Genomic DNA, 18,797 nt, shown 5'->3' on the forward strand with positions numbered 1-18,797 from the left:
GGCTTCGCCGTAGCCTTCCGTCAGGAATTGCGTCAAGACAAAGAGATAGAGCGGTTGGCCCACGTGATTGTTCATTACGACAGCGACGGAATCGCCTAAGAAAGCCGGACGTTTTCCCCGAGGGTACTGATGCCGCGCATTGCCTATGTCAACGGGCGCTATGTCGTCCATGCTGAAGCCCGCGTCCATATCGAGGATCGCGGCTATCAATTCGCCGACGGCGTCTACGAGGTCTGCGAGGTGGCCCGCGGCCATATCGTCGATATGCCGCGCCATCTTGCCCGGCTGAACCGGTCCCTGAGCGAATTGTCGATCGACTGGCCGGTCTCCAAGGGCGTGTTGCCACTTCTTGTGCGTGAGGTCGTGCGCCGCAACCATGTGGTCAACGGTCTGGTCTATGTCCAAGTGACGCGCGGCGTCGCCAGCCGCGACTTCGTTTTCCCGGCCGACACACTGTCGTCCTTGGTGATTACGGCCAGAAAAGCTGACCCAGCAGCGGCCGCAAAGCGCGTCGAGACCGGCATCAAGGTCATCACTGTGCCGGAAAACCGCTGGGACCGGGTCGACATCAAGAGCACCGGCCTGCTCCCCAATGTGCTGGCCAAGCAGAAGGCCAAGGAAGCCGGCGCCCAGGAGGCCTGGTTCGTCGACCCCGACGGCAACGTCAAGGAAGGCGGTTCGTCCAACGCCTGGATCGTCACTCGGGATGGCGTCCTGGTGACCCGGCCGGCCGAGCACGGCATCCTGCGCGGCATCACCCGCACGACGCTTTTCGATGTCGCCGCCAAGCTTGGCCTCAAGATCGAGGAGCGCGGTTTTTCGGTCGCCGAAGCCAAGGCGGCCAGGGAAGCATTCATCAGTTCGGCGACGACAATCGCCATGCCGGTGGTGGAAATCGATGGCGCGCCGATAGCAAATGGCCATCCCGGTTCCATGACACTTTCGTTGCGGCAAGCCTTTTTTGACGTTGCGGAAAAAAGTCCAGCCTGATAACCGCACAACTGGAATGAACCTCAACTATCTCGTTCTGCTTGCCATTGTGTCGGCAAGAGGGGGTTTGCGAGCTTGACAGGTGCCGCGTAATTTGGCGCATTGGCCCGCAAACCGAAGGGGATCGGCGAAAGACAAAAAAAATGGCGGAACGATCGCAAAACCTTCAGGACCTGTTCCTGAATTCAGTTCGCAAGAGCAAAAATCCACTTACCATCTTCCTCATCAATGGCGTGAAGCTGACCGGTGTGGTCACTTCGTTCGACAATTTTTGTGTGTTGTTGCGGCGTGACGGGCACTCCCAGCTCGTCTACAAGCACGCCATTTCCACGATCATGCCGAGCCAGCCGGTTCAGATGTTCGATGGCGAGGAAAACCAGGGCGCCTGATTGGCACGCGATAAGGACGCGGACCGCAGCGTTCGCGGAAAACAAGGACATCAACTCGGGCCGGAAGCCAGGGATCCGACCCGGGCTGTCGTTATTGTGCCGGTGCTTGCCCGCCAGGCGCGTGGCGACGATGAGTCGAGCCGTCCGCGGCTGAGCCGTTCGGCCGACGCCCGCCACGACGAGGCGGTCGGGCTTGCCAGCGCCATCGACCTCAATCCGGTCCACACCGCAGTGGTGACGGTCGCCGACCCGCGACCGGCGACGCTGCTCGGCAGCGGCAAGGTGGCCGAATTCGCCGACATCGTGAAGGAGCGCAAGGCGGAACTGGTTATCGTCGATCATCCGCTGACGCCCGTGCAGCAGCGCAATCTCGAAAAAGAACTGAACGCCAAGGTGCTCGACCGCACGGGGCTCATTCTCGAGATATTCGGCGAGCGGGCGCGCACCAAGGAAGGCACGCTGCAGGTCGAGCTCGCGCATCTCAACTACCAGAAGGGCCGGCTTGTACGGAGCTGGACCCACCTTGAGCGGCAGCGCGGCGGCGCCGGCTTCCTCGGCGGCCCCGGGGAAACCCAGATCGAATCCGATCGCCGCATCCTGCAGGACAAGATCACCAAGCTGAAGCACGAGCTGGAAACGGTGCGGCGCACGCGCGACCTGCACCGGGCCAAGCGCAAGAAAGTGCCTTTCCCGGTGGTGGCCATCGTCGGCTACACCAATGCAGGCAAGTCGACGCTGTTCAACCGGCTGACCGGGGCAGGGGTGCTGGCCGAAGACATGCTGTTCGCGACGCTTGATCCGACGTTGCGGCGCGTGCGGCTGCCGCACGGCACGCCGGTCATCCTGTCGGACACGGTCGGCTTCATCTCCGACCTGCCGACGCATCTGGTTGCCGCCTTCCGGGCGACGCTGGAAGAAGTCGTCGAGGCCGATCTCGTGCTACATCTGCGCGACATCTCCGATCCCGACACGGCGGCCCAGGCGGATGATGTCGAGCGCATCCTTGCCGATCTCGGCGTCGATGCCGCCGACGCGAACCGCGTGATCGAAGTCTGGAACAAGATCGACCTGCTCGATGAAGGCAACCGGGAGCGGCTGCTTGCCGAAGGCGCAGCCGGCAAGGCGCCGCCGATCGCCATATCGGCGGTGACCGGTGAAGGATTGGACACGCTGAAAGCGCTCATCGAGACGCGTGTGTCGGGCGAGCTGGAAACGATGACGGTGACGTTGAGCCCGGCCCAGCTCGGCCAGGTCGACTGGCTATACCGCAACGGCGACGTCGTTTCGCGCGCCGACAATGAAGACGGCAGCGTCACCCTCTCGCTGACGGCCACGCACAGCGCCAGGCAGGAAATCGAGAGCCGTCTGCATCGCAAGAGCGGCAGCTAACAGGCTGTTTATTTGGCGCTTTTGGCCTCTTGCCACAACGCTTCCATCTCGTCGAGCGTAGCCTTCTCCAGCGAACTGCCCGAGGCCTCCAAGGCTTGCTCGACATAGTGGAATCGCGAGCGGAACTTTTCGTTGGTGCCGCTGAGCGCTGCTTCGGAATCGAGCTTGAGGTGGCGGCCGAGATTGACGACGGCAAACAGCATGTCGCCGAATTCGTCCTTGATCGGTCCGGTGTCGCCCGTGGCGAGCGCCTCGCGCAATTCGCCGATCTCTTCTTCTATTTTGTCGAGGATCGGTGCTGCTTCGCTCCAGTCGAAGCCGACGCGCGCGGCTTTCTCCTGCAATTTCAGGGCACGCGTCAGGGCAGGGAGGGCCACCGGTACGCCGTCGAGATAGCCCTTGCCATGATCCTCGGGATCAAGCCCGCGCGCGATGCGGGCGGCGCGCTTCTCGGCTTTTTCGGCCGCCTTGATCTTCTCCCACATCCCCTTGGCCATGCCGGCGCTGCGCGCCTTTTCGTCGCCGAAGACGTGCGGATGGCGACGGATCATCTTGGTGGTGATGGCTTCCACCACATCGCCGAAGGCGAACTCGCCAATCTCCTCAGCCATCTGCGCGTGGTAGACGACCTGAAGCAGCAGGTCGCCCAGCTCCTCGCGCAGATCGTCAAAGTCGCCGCGCGCGATCGCATCCGCTACCTCATAGGCCTCCTCGATCGTATAGGGCGCAATGGTCGAGAAATTCTGCTCGAGATCCCAGGGACAGCCGGTCTTCGGCGCCCTGAGCGCCGCCATGATCTCGATCAGCCGGGAAATGTCCTTGGAAGGCGTCATGGGTCGAGCCTATCGCGCGGTCGGCATGCGACCAATCCTGGTCGGACGCTGAAACGAGTTGTCCACAGCAGTCAGTCGAGCACCGAGACGATCGCCTTGGCGAGATCGTCCATGCCGTCTTCCGGTAGGCCGGCCACGTTGATGCGGCTGTCGCCCACCATATAGACGGCGTGCTCGGTGCGCAGGCGTTCGACCTGCCCCTCGGCCAGCCCAAGCCTCGAAAACATGCCGCGATGGCTGGCGACGAAATCGAAACGGTCGGAATTGGACTGCCGGCGCAACGCCTCGGCGAAAGCGACGCGCAACCTGAGCATGCGCAGCCGCATCTCCTCGAGTTCCGTCTCCCAGTCCTTCTTCAGGTCGGCATCTTCCAGCACCATGCGCACCGCAGCCGCGCCATGATCCGGCGGCATCGAATAGAGGGCGCGCGCCGCCGCCAGCATCTGGCTCATCGCCACATCGGCCTGGGCACCATCCTTGGCCATGATCATCGCCGCGCCGACGCGGTCGCGATAAACGGCAAAATTCTTCGAGCAGCTCGAGGCAAGGACCATTTCCGGCACCTTGTCTGCCAGCAGCCGCAGGCCGGCGGCGTCGTCATCGAGGCCTTCGCCAAAGCCTTGATAGGCGATGTCGACGAAAGGCAGCAGGCCGCGCTCAAGAAGGACGTCGCCGACCTTGGCCCACTGCGCGGCATCGAGGTTGGCGCCGGTCGGGTTGTGGCAGCAGCCATGCAGCAGCACGACGTCACCGGCGTTGGCCGTCTTGAGTGTCGCCAGCATCTCGTCGAAGCGCACCGCACCCGAACCGGTATCGAAATAGGGATAGTCGCGAACCTGGAGACCAGCGGCGCGCATCACCGGCAGATGGTTCGGCCAGGTCGGATCAGACAGCCACACGGTAGCGCCGGCGCGCGTGCGCTGCAGAAGCTCGGCCACCAGCCTGAGCGCGCCCGATCCGCCCGGCGCCTGTGCCGCGCGGATGCGCGAATGGTCCGCCTTGCCGCCAAAGGCGAGCTTGATCATGGCAGCGTTGAACCCGGTGTCGCCGGCAAGGCCGAGATAGGTCTTGCTATCCTGGCACGCCAGCAGACGCTTCTCGGCCTCGCGCACGGCGCGCATCACCGGCGTCCTGCCGTCGATGTCCTTGTAGACGCCGACACCGAGGTCGACTTTGCCGGGCCGCGGGTCGTTGCGATAGAGGCCGATCAGGGCAAGGATCTTGTCGGCGGGTGCGGGCTGCAGGGTCTCGAACATCGATAGGACTCCAATGGCGGCGAATTGATACGCAAATCGATCCCCCCGCGCCAGCGGTTTCCATCGCGCCGGCGACACGTAAAAGAAATGCCGCGCAGGGGGATTAAAATCCCTACCTGCTCCGTAAACAGGGCATGAAACGGTCGATGGCACGCTTCGACATTGTCGGGCAATTGGGGTCGCTGCGGCGCTATGCACGCTCGCTGACGCGCGACAGCGCCGATGCCGAGGATCTCGTCCATGACGCGCTGGTGCGCGCCTATGAGCGGCGCGGCACTTTTCGGCCGGGTGGGAACCCGCGCGCGTGGCTGCTGGCGATCGTGCACAACATCTTTATCGACCGCATGCGCTCGCGCCGCTCCGAGGCGGCGCGCATCGAACAGGCCGGCCTTGTCGCCGACCAGAGCATGCCGGCGTCGCAGGACCATTCGGTGCGCCTGTCGCAGGTCCGGGAAGCGTTTCTTTCGCTGCCGGAGGAACAGCGCTCCGCCCTGCATCTCGTCGCCATCGAAGGGCTTTCCTATCAGCAGGCCGCCGAGGTCATCGGCGTGCCGCTCGGAACCTTGATGTCACGCATCGGCCGCGCGCGTGCCGCGCTGCGCGAGATGGAGGAGGGCGCGCCGCTGAAAGCCAGGCCTCGTTTGAGGATCGTGGGAGACGATCAATGACCGCCATTGTCGACCCCGTAACCGATGCCGACCTCGACGCCTATGTCGATGATCAACTGGATGTCGCACGCCGCATTGAGGTCGAGGCGCACCTCGCCGCGCGCCCGGAAGTTGCGGCGCGCGTGATGTCCGATCTCAGGACGCGCGACGAACTGCGCGTCGCCCTTGCCGGCCCTTTCGGCATGGCGCGCCCGGCTACGACCGAAGCGGCGCGAAGGCTTGAAAGGGCGATGGCCAGGGGGCGCACCCTGGCCGTGCTGCAGCGCGCCGCGGCCGCGGCCGTGCTGGTCGCGGCGGGCTGGTTGGCCAACGGCATTTTCGGACCGATCGCGGTGACCAAGGTCGTCGCCTCGACGCAGCCGCCGGCCTATGTCGAGGACGCGGTCAGGGCGCACCGGACGACTTTGGTGCGCGAGACGATGCCGTCGCAGCGGGAAGCGCCGGGCTACGATGCCGACGAGATCCGCGCCGCGACGGCGATCGTCATGCCGTCGCTGCCCGACGACTGGAAGATCCGCGACGTCCAGGTCTATCCCTCGCAATTCGGGCCGAGCGTCGAGGTCGCGGTAGAGACCAGGGACCTCGGTCTCGTCTCGCTGTTCGCCATCAGGCCGGGCAGGTTCGATGTCGTGAAGCCGACGGTCGCGCCCTCCGATGACATTTCAACTGCCTATTTCCAGATCGGCGAGGTTGCCTACGCGGTGGTCGGTCGCGGCGACGCCGGCAATCTCGACCATGCCGCCGAAAAACTAGCCAGAACACTCTACTGAGAACCAAGGAGAACCAAATGAACAGCCCCAATCCGGGATACCGAGCAGGCACCGGCGTCCAGGCCGGAGCCGTCTATGACGAGGGCCTGCGCAAGCACATGCTGCGCGTCTACAACTACATGGGCCTCGGTCTCGTCGTCACCGGCCTCGTCGCTTTTTTCGTGGCCTCGACGCCGGCACTCTATGTGCCGATCTTCTCCAGCCCGCTGAAATGGGTGGTGATGCTGGCGCCGCTCGCCTTCGTCATGATCTTCTCGTTCAAGATGCAGACGATGTCGGCCGCAAGCGCGCAGGCGATGTTCTGGGCCTTCTGCGCCGTGATGGGCCTGTCGCTCGCCTCGGTGTTCCTGGTCTTCACCTCGACCAGCATCGCGCGCACGTTCTTCATCGCCGCAACCATGTTCGGCGCCACCAGCCTTTACGGTTACACGACCAGGCGTGACCTGACGCAGTTCTCGTCCTTCCTGATCATGGGCCTGATCGGCGTGGTCATCGCGAGCCTGGTCAACCTGTTCCTCGGCTCGACCGCGCTGCAGTTCGCCATCTCGGTGATCGGCATTGCCGTCTTCGTCGGCCTCACCGCCTGGGATACGCAGACCATCAAGGAGCAGTATGCGGAGAACTTTGACGCGGAATCGCAGCAGAAGCTCGCCGTCTTCGGCGCCTTCTCGCTCTATCTGAACTTCATCAACATCTTCCAGCTGCTGCTGAATTTCACCGGCGAACGCGAATAGGCCGGACCGTAGTAGGCAACACTGCTGACCTCGGGGTAGCCAGAGGGAAACCTCCGGCCAATTTTTTGCCGGCACGACGAAAGAGCTCATAACCATGTAAGGTGCGGCATGCCTGCCGGCCTTGAGTTCGCGCTTGGCCTTTTGCTAGCCTGCCGGCATGGGAGCCGCCGCGAGGACGTAATGGAACAGCTGACGCTTCACGCTGACGGTGTCTCGGCAACCATAGTCGGGCAGGGGGCCGAACTTGTCTCGCTACGCGATGCCGACGGCACCGAGCTTTTGTGGCAGGCAGGCCCCGTATGGCGCCGTCATTCGCCGGTCCTGTTTCCGATCGTCGGCCGGCTGAAGGGCGATCAGCTGCGGCATCGCGGCCAAAGCTATCCGATGACGCAGCACGGCTTTGCCCGCGACAGGCGTTTTGCCTGGGCGGAGCAGGGGCCGACCTCCTGCACATTGGTGCTGACGGACGACGCCGAAACGCGAGCGCATTACCCGTTCGCCTTTCGCCTGGCTATCGGCTACGACCTGAAACCCCGGCAACTCGGCGTCACCTTCGAGATCGCCAATACCGGCGACGAACCGTTGCCGGCCTCGGTCGGCGCGCATCCGGCGTTCAACTGGCCGCTGCTGCCGGAACTGCCCAAGGAGGCTTATCGGCTGACCTTCGCCGACAATGAGCCGGCGCCGGTCCGCCGCCTGAAGGACGGCCTGCTGCTGCCGTCCCCGCAACCAACGCCGATCGAGGGAAAGACGCTGCCGCTCTCCGAAAAACTGTTCGACGACGATGCCGTCATCCTCGACCGGCCGGCCAGCACCAGCATGCGCTATGCCGCCGGGCGCGGACCGGCGATCGAGATGTCGTGGCAGGGCTTCAACGAGCTGGGCATCTGGTCCAAGCCCGGCGGTGCGCCGTTCCTGTGCATCGAACCCTGGCATGGCGTTGCAAGCCCGGTCGATTTCGATGGAGAGTTCGCCGAGAAACCGGGTGTCATGCTGATCGAGCCCGGCGCCCGGCGCGTGCTGAGCTACCGCATCGGCCTTGATCGTGAGCCGTGAAGCATGGCCTATGCCATCAAGGCCGAGATCGGCGATCCGCAGGCGGAGACATTCGTGTTTGCCGCCCAGAAAACCATGTATGGCGGCAAGCGCATCGCCGAAGGCGACGTCATCTTCCTGTTCGCCAGCGAGAGCGAAGGCGGGCAGGGGCTTGTCGCGCGAGGCGTCGTGACATCCTCGGAGGCCATTCCGAGACGCCCCGATCCCGAACGGCAAACGCCGCGCGTCAGTATCTCCATCCACCGCTCCGCCATGGCGACGAAACGACTGGGACGCGATGAGCTCAAGCGGTTCAAAGACTGGAAGGACGGACGGCCCGAGACCGAGCTCAACTTCAAATTCTACCGGCAGGCGACGAACAAGATCGTCGGCATCTCGGACGTGACGGCGAAATTCCTCAGCGGCTTTTTCTGAGAGGGCGCGGCGGAGACTCGGATAGTCCCAAGGAGGGGGTCAAACCTGTCGGACGATCGCGCCTATCACATTGACGAGAAGCCGTGCCGCGGTCAGGGCCGACAGGCCGTCAATGTCGGCGGGAGGATAGAGCTCGACAAGGTCGAATCCAGCGATCCTGGCCCGCCTGCCGAGGCCGGTAACCAGGTCGATCGCCTGAGTGTAGGAGAGGCCGCCGGGCGTGCGGGCCGCCACGCCCGGCATGACGCCAGGATCGAGGCCGTCGCAGTCGAGGGTGACGACGACTTGCCCGCCTTCCGGTATATGCCGAAGAGCGGCTTCCACGCCTTGAGTATGAACCTCGCGCGCGGTCACGAAGCGACTGCCATAGTGCTGCGCCGCTTCGATTTCGGTGAGGCATGCGCTGCCGACACTGCGCAGGCCGACCTGCACCATGCCGGCGACATGCGGCATCTCGCTCGCCCGGCGCATCGGGCTCGAATAGCCGAAGCGTTCACCATGCACTTCGTCGCGCCAATCGATATGGGCATCGATCTGCAGGATCCAGATTGGGCCGTGGCCGGCAAAGCCGGCAAGGAACGGAATGACGACGGAATCGTCGCCGCCAAGCAGGATCGGCACGGCCGGCAAGGACAGAATTTCGCGCGTCTTCGCCTCGATCCGGGCCCGGTTGCCGGCATTGTCATGCATCGCGGTCAAAATATCGCCGGCGTCGGTGCAGCAGACCGGCTTGCCGTCGAACAACGGCCCGCCGAGGTCGAAATCCCAGTGCTCCACCAACGGCGCGTCATCCTGGCTGGCAGCGCGGATGGCGTTGGCGGCCAACGCATGGCCGCTGCTGTCCTGGCCCGGATAGGTGCTGCCGTGACCGGCACCGAAGATCACGGCTCGCGGCATGCGCCCGTCGGCGAGGCGATCGGGAAGGCCGAGAAGGGAGGGCGAGGCGGTCATTCTTTGATGTCCTTTGATGTCCTGAATATGCGTCCCGGTGCGGCTGCGGCCTGGCAGGCTAGTTGCTTCATCGTCCGGATGCCACAACCGAAACCGCCGGCGTTAAGCCGCATGACAGCACTTCGCCACCTCTGCGACCTCGCATCGGATGTCAAAGCGAATTAGAGACGCGACACCGCCAGCAAGTTAGAAATGCGACACTACGCAGGGCAGGGACGGTCCCATTCCCGCAAAGTAGAAATGTCACATCGACGTCGAAGTAGCCTTCCTGGCGCTAACGAGAGCGCCCGATCGGGCGCCGCTGGTCGGGGTTGCTCAGCCCGATCGGGGGCGGTCCAATCAACTCCCCTGGGCTTTAGCTTTGAGAGCCAATTGATTTGCGCTCCCGCGGACGGGTAGACATGTGCCTTGGTGCCAACACACAGGACTTCGGGATGGCCACTGGACCAGAGAAGCGTCGGTTGATCTTGATCTGTCATGACCGTGGTCCGCGCGACGATCGGGTTTCCGTTTTTGGGTCTCGACATGGATTTGAGCTCGATTATCGCTACCCGTTTGACGGAGACGCATTAGGAGCGCCGGAAGATGATGTTGCAGCTAGCATCATCTTTGGTGGCAGGTTCGAGGCTTACGAGACAATCAAATATCCTTTCCTCAAAGACGAGGCGCGCTGGATCGAAGCCTGCATCAAGCAGGACGTGCCATTGCTCGGCCTCTGCCTTGGCGCGCAACAGATCGCCCATGCCCTTGGCGCCCAGGTGGGACCGCCCTCTTCGGGCGTCCAAGAGTTCGGATACTACGAGTTGCGGCCCACGGAAGCAGGCCGTGCCATTCTCCCGAATCCGTTGCATGTCGTGCAGGCTCACTTCCACACATTCGACATGCCAGGCGGCGCAACACACCTCGCATCGAGTGATCTCTACTCCAACCAAGCCTTCAGCTATGGGGAAAGCACCTTCGCATTCCAAGCTCATCCCGAGGTAACAATCGAGGGGTTCCGCCGCATGCAGGCGGCACTGGATGGCTTCTTTGGCAAACCAGGTGTTCAGTCACGCGAGGAACAAGATCGCATAATGTACGAGGCTGATCGTGCTCAAGCTGACTGGTTCTATGGCTTCCTCGAAAAGATGATTGGTTCAATAGGGCCGGCTCGATAGATCAGCTACCCACGAGGCTAACGCCGGCCACAGACGCTTGCATGACGGCTCCGCAATGGGCCCGGTCTCACGCCAGGCTCTGTGAAGTCGCCAGCCTTCCTTTCCAGCTTCATGTTGACCAGCCTTGGAAGCGGAAAGAGTCGCATCGCTAGCTGGGGCAACTGTCGCATTACTAAATAGCTGCTACACATCGGAGTCGCATAAGATAGATTATGGAACTATCGCATCAGGCGAAGAGCCGGGAATTTGCGGCTTTCGCCGCTGGTGACAAACTCTCCGTGGCCGCTCCATGCAGCACTTCGCGAATTCGAGCTACCGGCCGAACGTTCGAACACGAACTGAAACGCGAACTGAGCAGTCGTCGCTATCGCTCTGACTCGTAAGGGATTTCGATCACCATGCCGTCATAGGCCGGCATCACATGTTCCGGCGTCCCGGCCATCACCACGGCATAGTCCAGCGGCACGTGCATATGCGTCAGCACGGCCTTCCTCGGCGCCAGCTTCTCGATCCAGTCCAGCGCCTCGACGAGCGACAGATGGCTGGGATGGCTGTTGTACTGCAGCGCGTCGATCACCAGCATGTCGAGGCCACGCAAACGCTCGGCGGTGGCGTCCGGGAAGCCGCTGATATCGGGGCAGTAGGCAAGCCCGCCGATGCGAAAGCCCAGTGAAATGATGTCGCCATGGAACTGCGGCAGCGGCTCGAGGGTGAGGGCGCCCCCCTCGCCTTCGATCACCACCGGCCTGGCATGGTCGATTAGATGCGGCTTGACGATCGGCGGATACGAGCTGCCCGGCGGCGTCTCGAAGCAATAGCCGAAAGCCTGGCGCAATCGCTGCATCGTCGGTTCGTCGGCATGGACGTCGATTCTGTGCCGCTGTTCGAGCACATAGCCGCGCAAATCGTCGATGCCATGGATATGGTCGGCATGCGGATGGGTATAGACGACGGCGTCGATGCGCCTGACCGAAGCCATCAGCATCTGCTGGCGGAAATCCGGCCCGGTGTCGACGACGACCGTGGTGCGTGCGCCATTGGCGGCAATTCGCTCGACCAGGGCGGCCGTGCGCATGCGCCGGTTCTTCGGATGTGCGGGATCGCAATTGCCCCAATCGCCGGTGATGCGCGGCGTGCCGGGTGAAGAGCCGCAGCCAAGAACGGTAAAGCGCAGCCGGTCGCCCATGCTCAGCCTGCCGCCATGTCCGGACGCGGCATCTTGGTGAACAGCCGAAAGAAGTTTCCGGTGGTGATATCGGCGATTTCGGTTTCGCCGACGCCGATGGTCTCGGCAAGCACCTTCGCCGTGTTCGCCACATAGGCCGGTTCATTGCGTTTTCCGCGATGCGGGATTGGCGCGAGGTACGGCGCATCCGTCTCGACCAGCAGCCGGTCGCGCGGCACGTCGGCGGCGATGGCGCGCAACTCGGTGGAATTCTTGAAGGTCAGGATGCCGGAAAACGAGACATAGCCACCCAGCGCCACGCCGACTTCCGCCAGCCTGCGCCCGGACGAAAAACAGTGCAGAATGAAGGGGAAGGCGCCCTTCCCTGTTTCGTCCTCGATGATCGACGCCATGTCGTCGTCGGCGTTGCGCGAATGGATGACCAGCGGCAGGCCGGTTCGGCGCGCGGCGGCGATGTGCGTGCGCAAGCCTTCAGCCTGTGCATCGCGCGGCGCGCGGTCGTAGAAATAGTCCAGCCCGGCTTCGCCGATCGCCACCACCTTGGGATGGCCCGAAAGCCGCACCAGCTCGTCGGCGGTGACGTCAAGCTCTTCCGCCGCATTGTGCGGATGGGTGCCGACCGAGCAATAGACTTCATTGAAAGTTTCAGAGATTTCAAGGATTTGCTGAAAGCGCTTCACGCGTGTCGAGATCGTGACCATGCGGCCGATTCCGGCGGCGAGGGCGCGGGCGACAATAGCAGCCCGCTCCTCGGCGAAGTCCGGAAAGTCGAGATGGCAATGGCTGTCGACCAGCATCAGGCGTCCTGCTCGACATAACGCGGGAACACGCCCTCGGGCGCAGGCAATGCCGTGCCGGGCACCAGCGCGTTGTCGGCATGGACGTGCTCGAAAGCGCGCTTGTCCGCCGGCACGGCCAACAGGTCGAGCAGTTTGGCGGCCGATCCAGGAATGAACGGCTGGCAAAGCACCGTCACCCGGCGCACGATTTCGGCAGTCGTCCAAAGCACCGTTTCCATGCGCTCCGGATTGGTCTTGCGCAGCGCCCACGGCTCCTGGGAAGCGAAATAGCGGTCCGCTTCCGCCACCACGCCGAAGATCGCCGCCAATGCCAGATGGATGCCCTGCTCCGCCATCGCCCTGCGGGAAACGGCCAACGCTTCGATCGCCCGGTCGAGGATCGCCGTGTCGGCCTCGGTCAGATCGCCGCGCTTCGGCACCGCGCCGCCGCAGTTCTTGGCAATCATCGACAGCGAGCGCTGCGCCAGATTGCCGAGACCGTTGGCGAGGTCGGCGTTGGTGCGGTTGACGATCGCTTCATGGCTATAGCTGCCGTCCTGGCCGAACGGCACCTCGCGCAGGAAGAAATAGCGTACCCGGTCGACGCCGTAATGCTCGACCATGGTGAACGGATCGACGACGTTGCCGACCGATTTCGACATCTTCTCGCCACGGTTGAACAGGAAGCCGTGGGCAAAGACACGCTTCGGCAACTCGATGCCCGCCGACATCAGAAAAGCCGGCCAGTAGACAGCATGGAAGCGCACGATGTCCTTGCCGATGACATGCGTGGCCGGCCAGTAGCGCCATTGCTCGGCCTTGGTGTCGGGATAGCCGGCCGCGGTAATGTAGTTGGTCAAGGCATCGACCCAGACATACATCACATGCTTGTCGTCGCCCGGCACGGGCACGCCCCAGTCGAAGGTGGTGCGCGAGATCGACAGGTCCTTGAGCCCCGACCTGACGAAGCTCATCACCTCGTTACGCCGCTCGGCCGGACCAACGAAGTCGGGCTGGTTCTCATAAAGTGCCAGCAATTTATCCTGATAAGCGGACAGCCGGAAGAAATAGCTTTCCTCCTCGTTCCATTCGACCGGCGAGCCAAGCGGCTCGCGGCGCACGCCATCCTCGCCGAGCGTGGTCTCGCTCTCGTCGAAATAGGCCTCCTGCCGCACCGAATACCAGCCGCGGTAGCGGTCCAGATAGATGTCGCCATTGGCGGCCATCGCCTTCCAGATCGCCTGGCAGGATGCATAGTGACGTTCTTCCGTCGTGCGGATGAATTGATCGTTTGAGGCGCCGACTGTCTCGGTCATCGAGCGGAAGATTGCCGAATTGCGGTCGGCGAGTGCCAGGGGCGCGACGCCTTCCTTCTCGGCCGTCTGCTGCATCTTGAGGCCATGCTCGTCGGTGCCGGTGAGGAACAACACATCCTTGCCGTCGAGACGTTGGAAGCGAGCAAGCGCGTCGCTGGCGATGACCGTATAGGCATGGCCGATATGCGGCTTGCCGTTTGGATAAAAGATCGGCGTGGTCAGGTAAAATTTTTCGCGTGACATGAATGAACCGTCATGAATGTCTGAATGTGGGTTGTGGCGGTGGATATCGCATCGGCACGGCGATTGCCATCCCGTCGCATGCCGCCCAAAAGTGGTTTTGGGGCGACGGCATGCACCAAAGTAACCGTCACATTCGCATTGCGGAATTCAGGCGGTCGATCATGGTCAGGGCGTGCTGCTTCTTGTCGAGATTGTAGGTCTCGGCCTCAGATATCGTGTTCAGCGCCTCGTGCCAAGCCTCCGACAGGGTTTTGGCCCTGGCGAGGTCGCCCGCAAGTGCCGCTTCGCTGGCGGCGGTCGAAAGCAGATCGAGCGCGCGGCGGTTGAAGATGTCGAACTGAATTGCCTGATCGCGTCCCGCCACTGCCTCGGCGAGGCGGTGGGCGTCGGCAATGTCCGGCTTCCCGGCCGTCACCAGCGTGTCGAGCGCGCCGGCGATCTCCAGCCCGCCATATTGAGTGAGCAGGATCGCGTTGCGGGCGCTGCCCCCTGCCCGCTCGGCAAGTGCCGCGCGCGCGGCCGGATCGTCCGGCGGCGGCGGCTCGACATTTTCCAGCACCGCCATCAGCTCGTCGGCAGCCAGAGGCGCCAGCCGCACCATCTGGCAGCGCGAGCGGATCGTCGGCAAAAGGCTGCCCGGCGCGTGCACGATCAGAATGAACAGGGTGCGCGCCGGCGGCTCTTCGAGATTCTTGAGCAAGGCATTGGCGGCGTTGGTGTTCATGTCGTCGGCCGGATCGACGATGACGACGCGGTAGCTGCCGTCATGCGAGGTCATCGACAGGAAGCGGCTGACCCTGCGGATCTCGTCGACGGTCAGCACCGTCTTGAAGCTCTTGGTCTTGTCGTTGGCCGGACGGGTGAGATGCAGCACCGAAGGATGCGCGCCGGTGGCGATCTGGCGAAACAGCGAGGAAGCCGGATCGGGAACGGCGAGCGTGTCGGGCGCCGCCCTGAAATCCGGGTATTTCAGAAGATGGTACGCCAGGTGGAACGCCAGCGTCGCCTTGCCGATGCCGTGCGGTCCGGCAAAAATCAGCGCGTGCGGCAGCTTGCCGGCGCGGTAGGCGCTCACGAGCATTCCCGTCGCCGTCGCGTGGCCGATCAGCCGCGGCGTTTCTGCCGGCTCAGGCACACCATCCAGCGTGTCGTGTTGTTCGGGGGCAATGCGTTCGAAGATCATGCCGGCGCCGTCTGCTTCCTTGGTGCCGGCATCCGCGCTTCCAGCGCCGCGAAGACGGCGGCGGTGACGACATTCTCCACCGTGTCGGGATCGGCGGAAGCGTCGACGACGATGCAGCGCTCCGGCTCCGCCGCGGCGATGGCCAGGAAAGCCTCGCGCCGACGCCGGTGGATGGCCAAGGTTTCCTTCTCGAAGCGGTCGGCGGCGTCGCCGGCGCCGCGCCGTGCGGCTGCCCGCTTCAAGCCTTCGACGGGATCGATGTCGAAGATCAGCGTCATGTCCGGCATCATGCCGTTGATGGCCACCGCTTCCAGCGCCTTCATGAAATCGGCATCGAGGCCGCCGGTGACGCCCTGGTAGACGCGCGAGGAATCGATGAAACGGTCGCACAGCACGATCGAGCCGTGCTCGACCGCCGGCCGGATGACCTGCTCGACATGGTCGGAGCGCGCGGCGGCGAACAGGATAGCCTCCATCTTCGGACCGAACGGCTCGGCCGCTCCGGACAGAAGCACATGCCTTACGGCCTCGGCGCCGGGCGATCCGCCCGGTTCGCGGGTGACCAGGACCTCGTATTTCTTGGCGCGCATGCGCCGTGCCAGCCGCTCGATCTGTGTCGACTTGCCTGCTCCTTCGCCGCCCTCGAAGGTGATGAAAAATCCGCTCGCCAATCGCGACTGCCTTTGCCCGTGCTGGCCGCTGTCATAGCTCCCGTCCGTCAAAAGGTCCACGAACTTGCCCGATCACAAATGTTTCCGACGCAGCCAGCCGACAGCGAGTTCCTTGGCGGCGTCGAGCGCGCGCTGCGGCAGCGTACCCACTCTCACCGACTCGGCGGCGTAAAGCGGCGTCTGCTGGCTGAGCGTGTCACCTATCCAAACGCGCAGTTCTCCGACCGGTTGCCCCTCCTCGACCGGTGCCGACACCGGACCCTGGTAGACGATCCTGGCGGTCAGCTTGTCGCGGTTGGCGATCGGGAGAAAGATGTCTACGGGACCTTTTGCTTTCAAGGCCAGGCCGGACTTGGAGCCGCCGAAGACCTGCGCTTCGCCGACCACCTCGTCCTTGGCGAAAATCTCGGTCTTCTGGAAGGAACGCGAGCCCCAGTCGAGCAGCTTGCGCGCCTCTTCGGAGCGTTCGCGGTCGTTCGCCAGCCCGCTGAGCGCGGCGATCACGCGGGTGCCGTTGTGGCTGACGGTGCCGACCAGGCCGAACCCCGCCTGCTCGCTGGCACCGGCCACGAAGCCGTCGGCCTCGATGCCCATGGCGATCAGCGGATTGCGGTTCCTCTGCGCGATCTTGTTCCAGGTGAAGTCCGGCTGGCCGTAATAATGGAAGAACTCCGGATAGTCGCGCCACAGATGCAGCGCCAGCATCGTCAGCTCCCGCACCGTCGTCTGCTGGCCATCGGCCGGCAGGCCGGTCGAATTGACGAAGGTCGATTTCGAAAGGCCGAGCTGGCGGGCGCGATCCGTCATCTGCGCGGCGAAATTCGCTTCCGACCCGGCCATGCCTTCGGCGAGCACGATACAACCGTCATTGGCGGCCTGCACGGTGACGCCCTGGATCAGGTCCTCGACGCGGACCTGGGATTTGAGCTTGGCGAACATTGTCGAGGTACCCGACGGCGCGCCGCCGGTGCGCCAGGCGTTTTCGCTGACGACGAAGGTGTCGTCGAGCGTGATCCGCTTCGACTTGATGGCGTTGAAGACCATCTCCATCGTCATCAGCTTGGCCATCGAAGCCGGCGGGATCGGCTTGTCGGGATCCTTGGCGAAGAGCACCGTGCCGGTGTCGGCATCGATCATGAACGCTTGCGTCGCCTTGGTCTCGAAAAGCTGCGCGCTCGCCGGAATGGCGCAAAGCAGCGCCAGCGCCAATCCCAGAAGGCTGGCAAAAGGCGGAAAAAGGCGGAACTGCATGAAATGTCGACCCAATCTCAGCAACACCGGAAGGTGCAGAGCGGTTTTCCGCCCCGGAATTGCGCAAAGACTACCCCGCGGCCAAGCTATCAGGGTTTTTTCGGCTGGATCAACGGGCGGCGTGAATTTGATCAGTTACGCACAGCCAGCGCGTCCGGCGCGCCATGCGACCAGGCTGCCTGGAGCAGGTCGTCGACGCTGCCATGGCCGTCCGGATAGACATTGACCGCATACCAGTCATTGCCGTCGAGCTCGGTACGCTGGATCTCGGTCCGGCCGAACGGCCTGAGCGCCGCGGCCACACGCTTTGCCTCGGCGGCTTCGTCGAAGGAGCCGGCGGCGACGTAGTCGGATCCGGGCGCCTGCTCCTGGCGGTTCGATTTTTTCCACGACTGCAGGATATCGGCCGGCGACATGCCACCGGCATCGAGCGCGGCAAAGACATTGGCGCGCTGCACCCGCTCATCTGCGTAGGACAGCGAGGCCATGGCGAAAGGCGAATTCGCCGGCAAGGTGAGCTCAGGCCGCTGCGGCACGATCGGGCCGAAATCCGGCAGCACGACATCGCTCGCGCCCTGCACCGAGAATGCCGCCGGTTGCACGGTCGGCTGATCCGACAAGCCGGGCTGCGCGGCAAAGGCCCGCCCCGAATTGGTCAACTGGCCCGGGAACGGCACGGCGGCCGGCGGCGCCTCCACAGACAGGCTCGGCGACGGGCCATTCATGGCCACCATCACGCCGGTCGGCAGTCCGTCCGACGGATCCGGCCGGTTGTTGCCGGGGTGATAGGACGCGACCAGATACCGGTCGTCATCGCCGTCGAGCGGCGCGCGGCCGACATATTCGACCTTCACCTTGGCCGTTCCGACCTTGTCGTAGTCGAGCATCTGCGCCGCGCGTTCGGAGACGTCGATGATGCGGCCCTCATGGTAGGGGCCGCGATCGTTGACGCGCACGATCACCGAACTGCCGGTCTCGATATTGGTGACGCGGGCATAGCTTGGCAGCGGCATCGTCGGATGCGCCGCCGTCAGATGCGTCATGTCGTAGACTTCGCCATTGGCGGTCAGACGGCCATGGAAGGCGTCGCCATACCAGGAAGCGAGGCCCACCTTGGCGTAATTCCTGTCCTCCTTGGGGTAGTACCACTTGCCGCGCACCTGGTAGGGCTTGCCGAGCTGGTCGCGGCCGCCGCCGCGCCGCATGAACTGGACGCGGGGGCTGGCCTTCACGCCATATTCGGTTTCGGCGAAGTATTCCTTGGAGCGGGCCTTCTTGTAGACCATGCCCTTCTCCCCGGGCTGCGAGGCGCAAGCAGCCAGCAGCAGCCCCGAAAGGGCGCACAGGGCGAAAGCAGAAGCGCGACGAAGACGCGGGCGCGCCGGAGTCTGCATGTTTTCGATTGTCCCCTACCGTGCTGCCACTCGACGGAGCCGGAAGTCGCCCGCCAAGCCAGCAACACCTTGATCCCCAACCCCTTTTGCACAGGAATTGCTTATCACGATGTTAATCGATTATGGCCGCAACAGGGCGAGATTATGGCGCGGGATGTCGCCGTACA

19 protein-coding genes are annotated in these 18,797 nt (G+C 63.6%); 9 read left to right on the plus strand and 10 right to left on the minus strand.

The window, feature by feature from the left end:
• Positions 1 to 129 precede the first annotated feature (129 nt).
• The 3 genes from RFM68_RS09680 (at position 130) to hflX (ending at position 2,768) form a co-directional block, all read left to right on the plus strand.
• Positions 130 to 990, plus strand: coding sequence for a D-amino-acid transaminase (locus RFM68_RS09680; RefSeq protein ID WP_320232515.1), 861 nt, complete (start codon positions 130 to 132; stop codon positions 988 to 990).
• 143 nt (positions 991 to 1,133) lie between these two features.
• The gene (hfq, locus tag RFM68_RS09685) at positions 1,134 to 1,379 is read left to right on the plus strand and encodes an RNA chaperone Hfq (RefSeq protein ID WP_320232516.1); all 246 of its coding nucleotides are present in this window, start codon (positions 1,134 to 1,136) and stop codon (positions 1,377 to 1,379) included.
• Positions 1,380 to 2,768 carry a GTPase HflX gene (gene hflX, locus RFM68_RS09690; protein WP_320232517.1) on the plus strand — a complete coding sequence of 463 codons (1,389 nt, stop codon included), beginning with the start codon at positions 1,380 to 1,382 and terminating at the stop codon, positions 2,766 to 2,768.
• An 8-nt stretch (positions 2,769 to 2,776) separates the two neighbouring features.
• Here the strand turns inward: hflX and mazG are convergent, their stop codons facing one another.
• Positions 2,777 to 3,601 carry a nucleoside triphosphate pyrophosphohydrolase gene (mazG, locus tag RFM68_RS09695; protein WP_320232518.1) on the minus strand — a complete coding sequence of 275 codons (825 nt, stop codon included), beginning with the start codon at positions 3,599 to 3,601 and terminating at the stop codon, positions 2,777 to 2,779.
• A gap of 71 nt (positions 3,602 to 3,672) precedes the next feature.
• The gene (locus RFM68_RS09700; RefSeq protein WP_320232519.1) at positions 3,673 to 4,857 is read right to left on the minus strand and encodes an amino acid aminotransferase; all 1,185 of its coding nucleotides are present in this window, start codon (positions 4,855 to 4,857) and stop codon (positions 3,673 to 3,675) included.
• A gap of 134 nt (positions 4,858 to 4,991) precedes the next feature.
• On the opposite strand from RFM68_RS09700, the gene RFM68_RS09705 reads away from it, so the two are divergent.
• The 5 genes from RFM68_RS09705 (at position 4,992) to RFM68_RS09725 (ending at position 8,499) form a co-directional block, all read left to right on the plus strand.
• The gene (locus tag RFM68_RS09705) at positions 4,992 to 5,525 is read left to right on the plus strand and encodes a sigma-70 family RNA polymerase sigma factor (protein WP_430694838.1); all 534 of its coding nucleotides are present in this window, start codon (positions 4,992 to 4,994) and stop codon (positions 5,523 to 5,525) included.
• Positions 5,522 to 6,295, plus strand: a complete 774-nt coding sequence (locus RFM68_RS09710) for an anti-sigma factor family protein (protein ID WP_320232521.1) — start codon at positions 5,522 to 5,524, stop codon at positions 6,293 to 6,295. The genes RFM68_RS09705 and RFM68_RS09710 overlap by 4 nt, the downstream gene beginning before the upstream one ends.
• Before the next feature lie 17 nt (positions 6,296 to 6,312).
• Complete coding sequence (locus RFM68_RS09715) at positions 6,313 to 7,029, plus strand: Bax inhibitor-1/YccA family protein (protein ID WP_320232522.1); 717 nt, start codon at positions 6,313 to 6,315, stop codon at positions 7,027 to 7,029.
• Positions 7,030 to 7,209: 180 nt separating this feature from the next.
• Positions 7,210 to 8,085 carry an aldose 1-epimerase family protein gene (locus RFM68_RS09720; protein WP_320232523.1) on the plus strand — a complete coding sequence of 292 codons (876 nt, stop codon included), beginning with the start codon at positions 7,210 to 7,212 and terminating at the stop codon, positions 8,083 to 8,085.
• 3 nt (positions 8,086 to 8,088) lie between these two features.
• Positions 8,089 to 8,499, plus strand: coding sequence for a hypothetical protein (locus RFM68_RS09725; RefSeq protein ID WP_320232524.1), 411 nt, complete (start codon positions 8,089 to 8,091; stop codon positions 8,497 to 8,499).
• 39 nt (positions 8,500 to 8,538) lie between these two features.
• Here RFM68_RS09725 and RFM68_RS09730 read toward each other — a convergent pair whose 3' ends face one another.
• On the minus strand, positions 8,539 to 9,450 hold the full coding sequence (locus tag RFM68_RS09730; protein ID WP_320232525.1) for an agmatinase: 912 nt from the start codon (positions 9,448 to 9,450) through the stop codon (positions 8,539 to 8,541).
• 434 nt (positions 9,451 to 9,884) lie between these two features.
• On the opposite strand from RFM68_RS09730, the gene RFM68_RS09735 reads away from it, so the two are divergent.
• Complete coding sequence (locus tag RFM68_RS09735) at positions 9,885 to 10,607, plus strand: glutamine amidotransferase-related protein (protein ID WP_320232526.1); 723 nt, start codon at positions 9,885 to 9,887, stop codon at positions 10,605 to 10,607.
• A gap of 364 nt (positions 10,608 to 10,971) precedes the next feature.
• Here RFM68_RS09735 and RFM68_RS09740 read toward each other — a convergent pair whose 3' ends face one another.
• The 7 genes from RFM68_RS09740 to RFM68_RS09770 form a co-directional block, all read right to left on the minus strand.
• Positions 10,972 to 11,793: an MBL fold metallo-hydrolase gene (locus RFM68_RS09740; protein ID WP_320232527.1), complete on the minus strand. Its 822-nt coding sequence runs from the start codon at positions 11,791 to 11,793 to the stop codon at positions 10,972 to 10,974.
• A gap of 2 nt (positions 11,794 to 11,795) precedes the next feature.
• The gene (locus RFM68_RS09745) at positions 11,796 to 12,590 is read right to left on the minus strand and encodes a TatD family hydrolase (protein WP_320232528.1); all 795 of its coding nucleotides are present in this window, start codon (positions 12,588 to 12,590) and stop codon (positions 11,796 to 11,798) included.
• Positions 12,590 to 14,131, minus strand: a complete 1,542-nt coding sequence (metG, locus tag RFM68_RS09750; protein WP_320232529.1) for a methionine--tRNA ligase — start codon at positions 14,129 to 14,131, stop codon at positions 12,590 to 12,592. The genes RFM68_RS09745 and metG overlap by 1 nt, the downstream gene beginning before the upstream one ends.
• Before the next feature lie 127 nt (positions 14,132 to 14,258).
• Positions 14,259 to 15,314 carry a DNA polymerase III subunit delta' gene (locus RFM68_RS09755; protein ID WP_320232530.1) on the minus strand — a complete coding sequence of 352 codons (1,056 nt, stop codon included), beginning with the start codon at positions 15,312 to 15,314 and terminating at the stop codon, positions 14,259 to 14,261.
• Positions 15,311 to 15,985, minus strand: a complete 675-nt coding sequence (gene tmk / locus RFM68_RS09760; protein ID WP_320232802.1) for a dTMP kinase — start codon at positions 15,983 to 15,985, stop codon at positions 15,311 to 15,313. The genes RFM68_RS09755 and tmk overlap by 4 nt, the downstream gene beginning before the upstream one ends.
• 72 nt (positions 15,986 to 16,057) lie before the next feature.
• On the minus strand, positions 16,058 to 17,236 hold the full coding sequence (locus RFM68_RS09765; protein ID WP_320232531.1) for a D-alanyl-D-alanine carboxypeptidase family protein: 1,179 nt from the start codon (positions 17,234 to 17,236) through the stop codon (positions 16,058 to 16,060).
• A gap of 131 nt (positions 17,237 to 17,367) precedes the next feature.
• On the minus strand, positions 17,368 to 18,630 hold the full coding sequence (locus RFM68_RS09770) for a septal ring lytic transglycosylase RlpA family protein (protein WP_320232532.1): 1,263 nt from the start codon (positions 18,628 to 18,630) through the stop codon (positions 17,368 to 17,370).
• Positions 18,631 to 18,797 lie beyond the last annotated feature (167 nt).

Source organism: Mesorhizobium montanum, assembly GCF_033977145.1.
GTDB lineage: Bacteria > Pseudomonadota > Alphaproteobacteria > Rhizobiales > Rhizobiaceae > Mesorhizobium > Mesorhizobium montanum.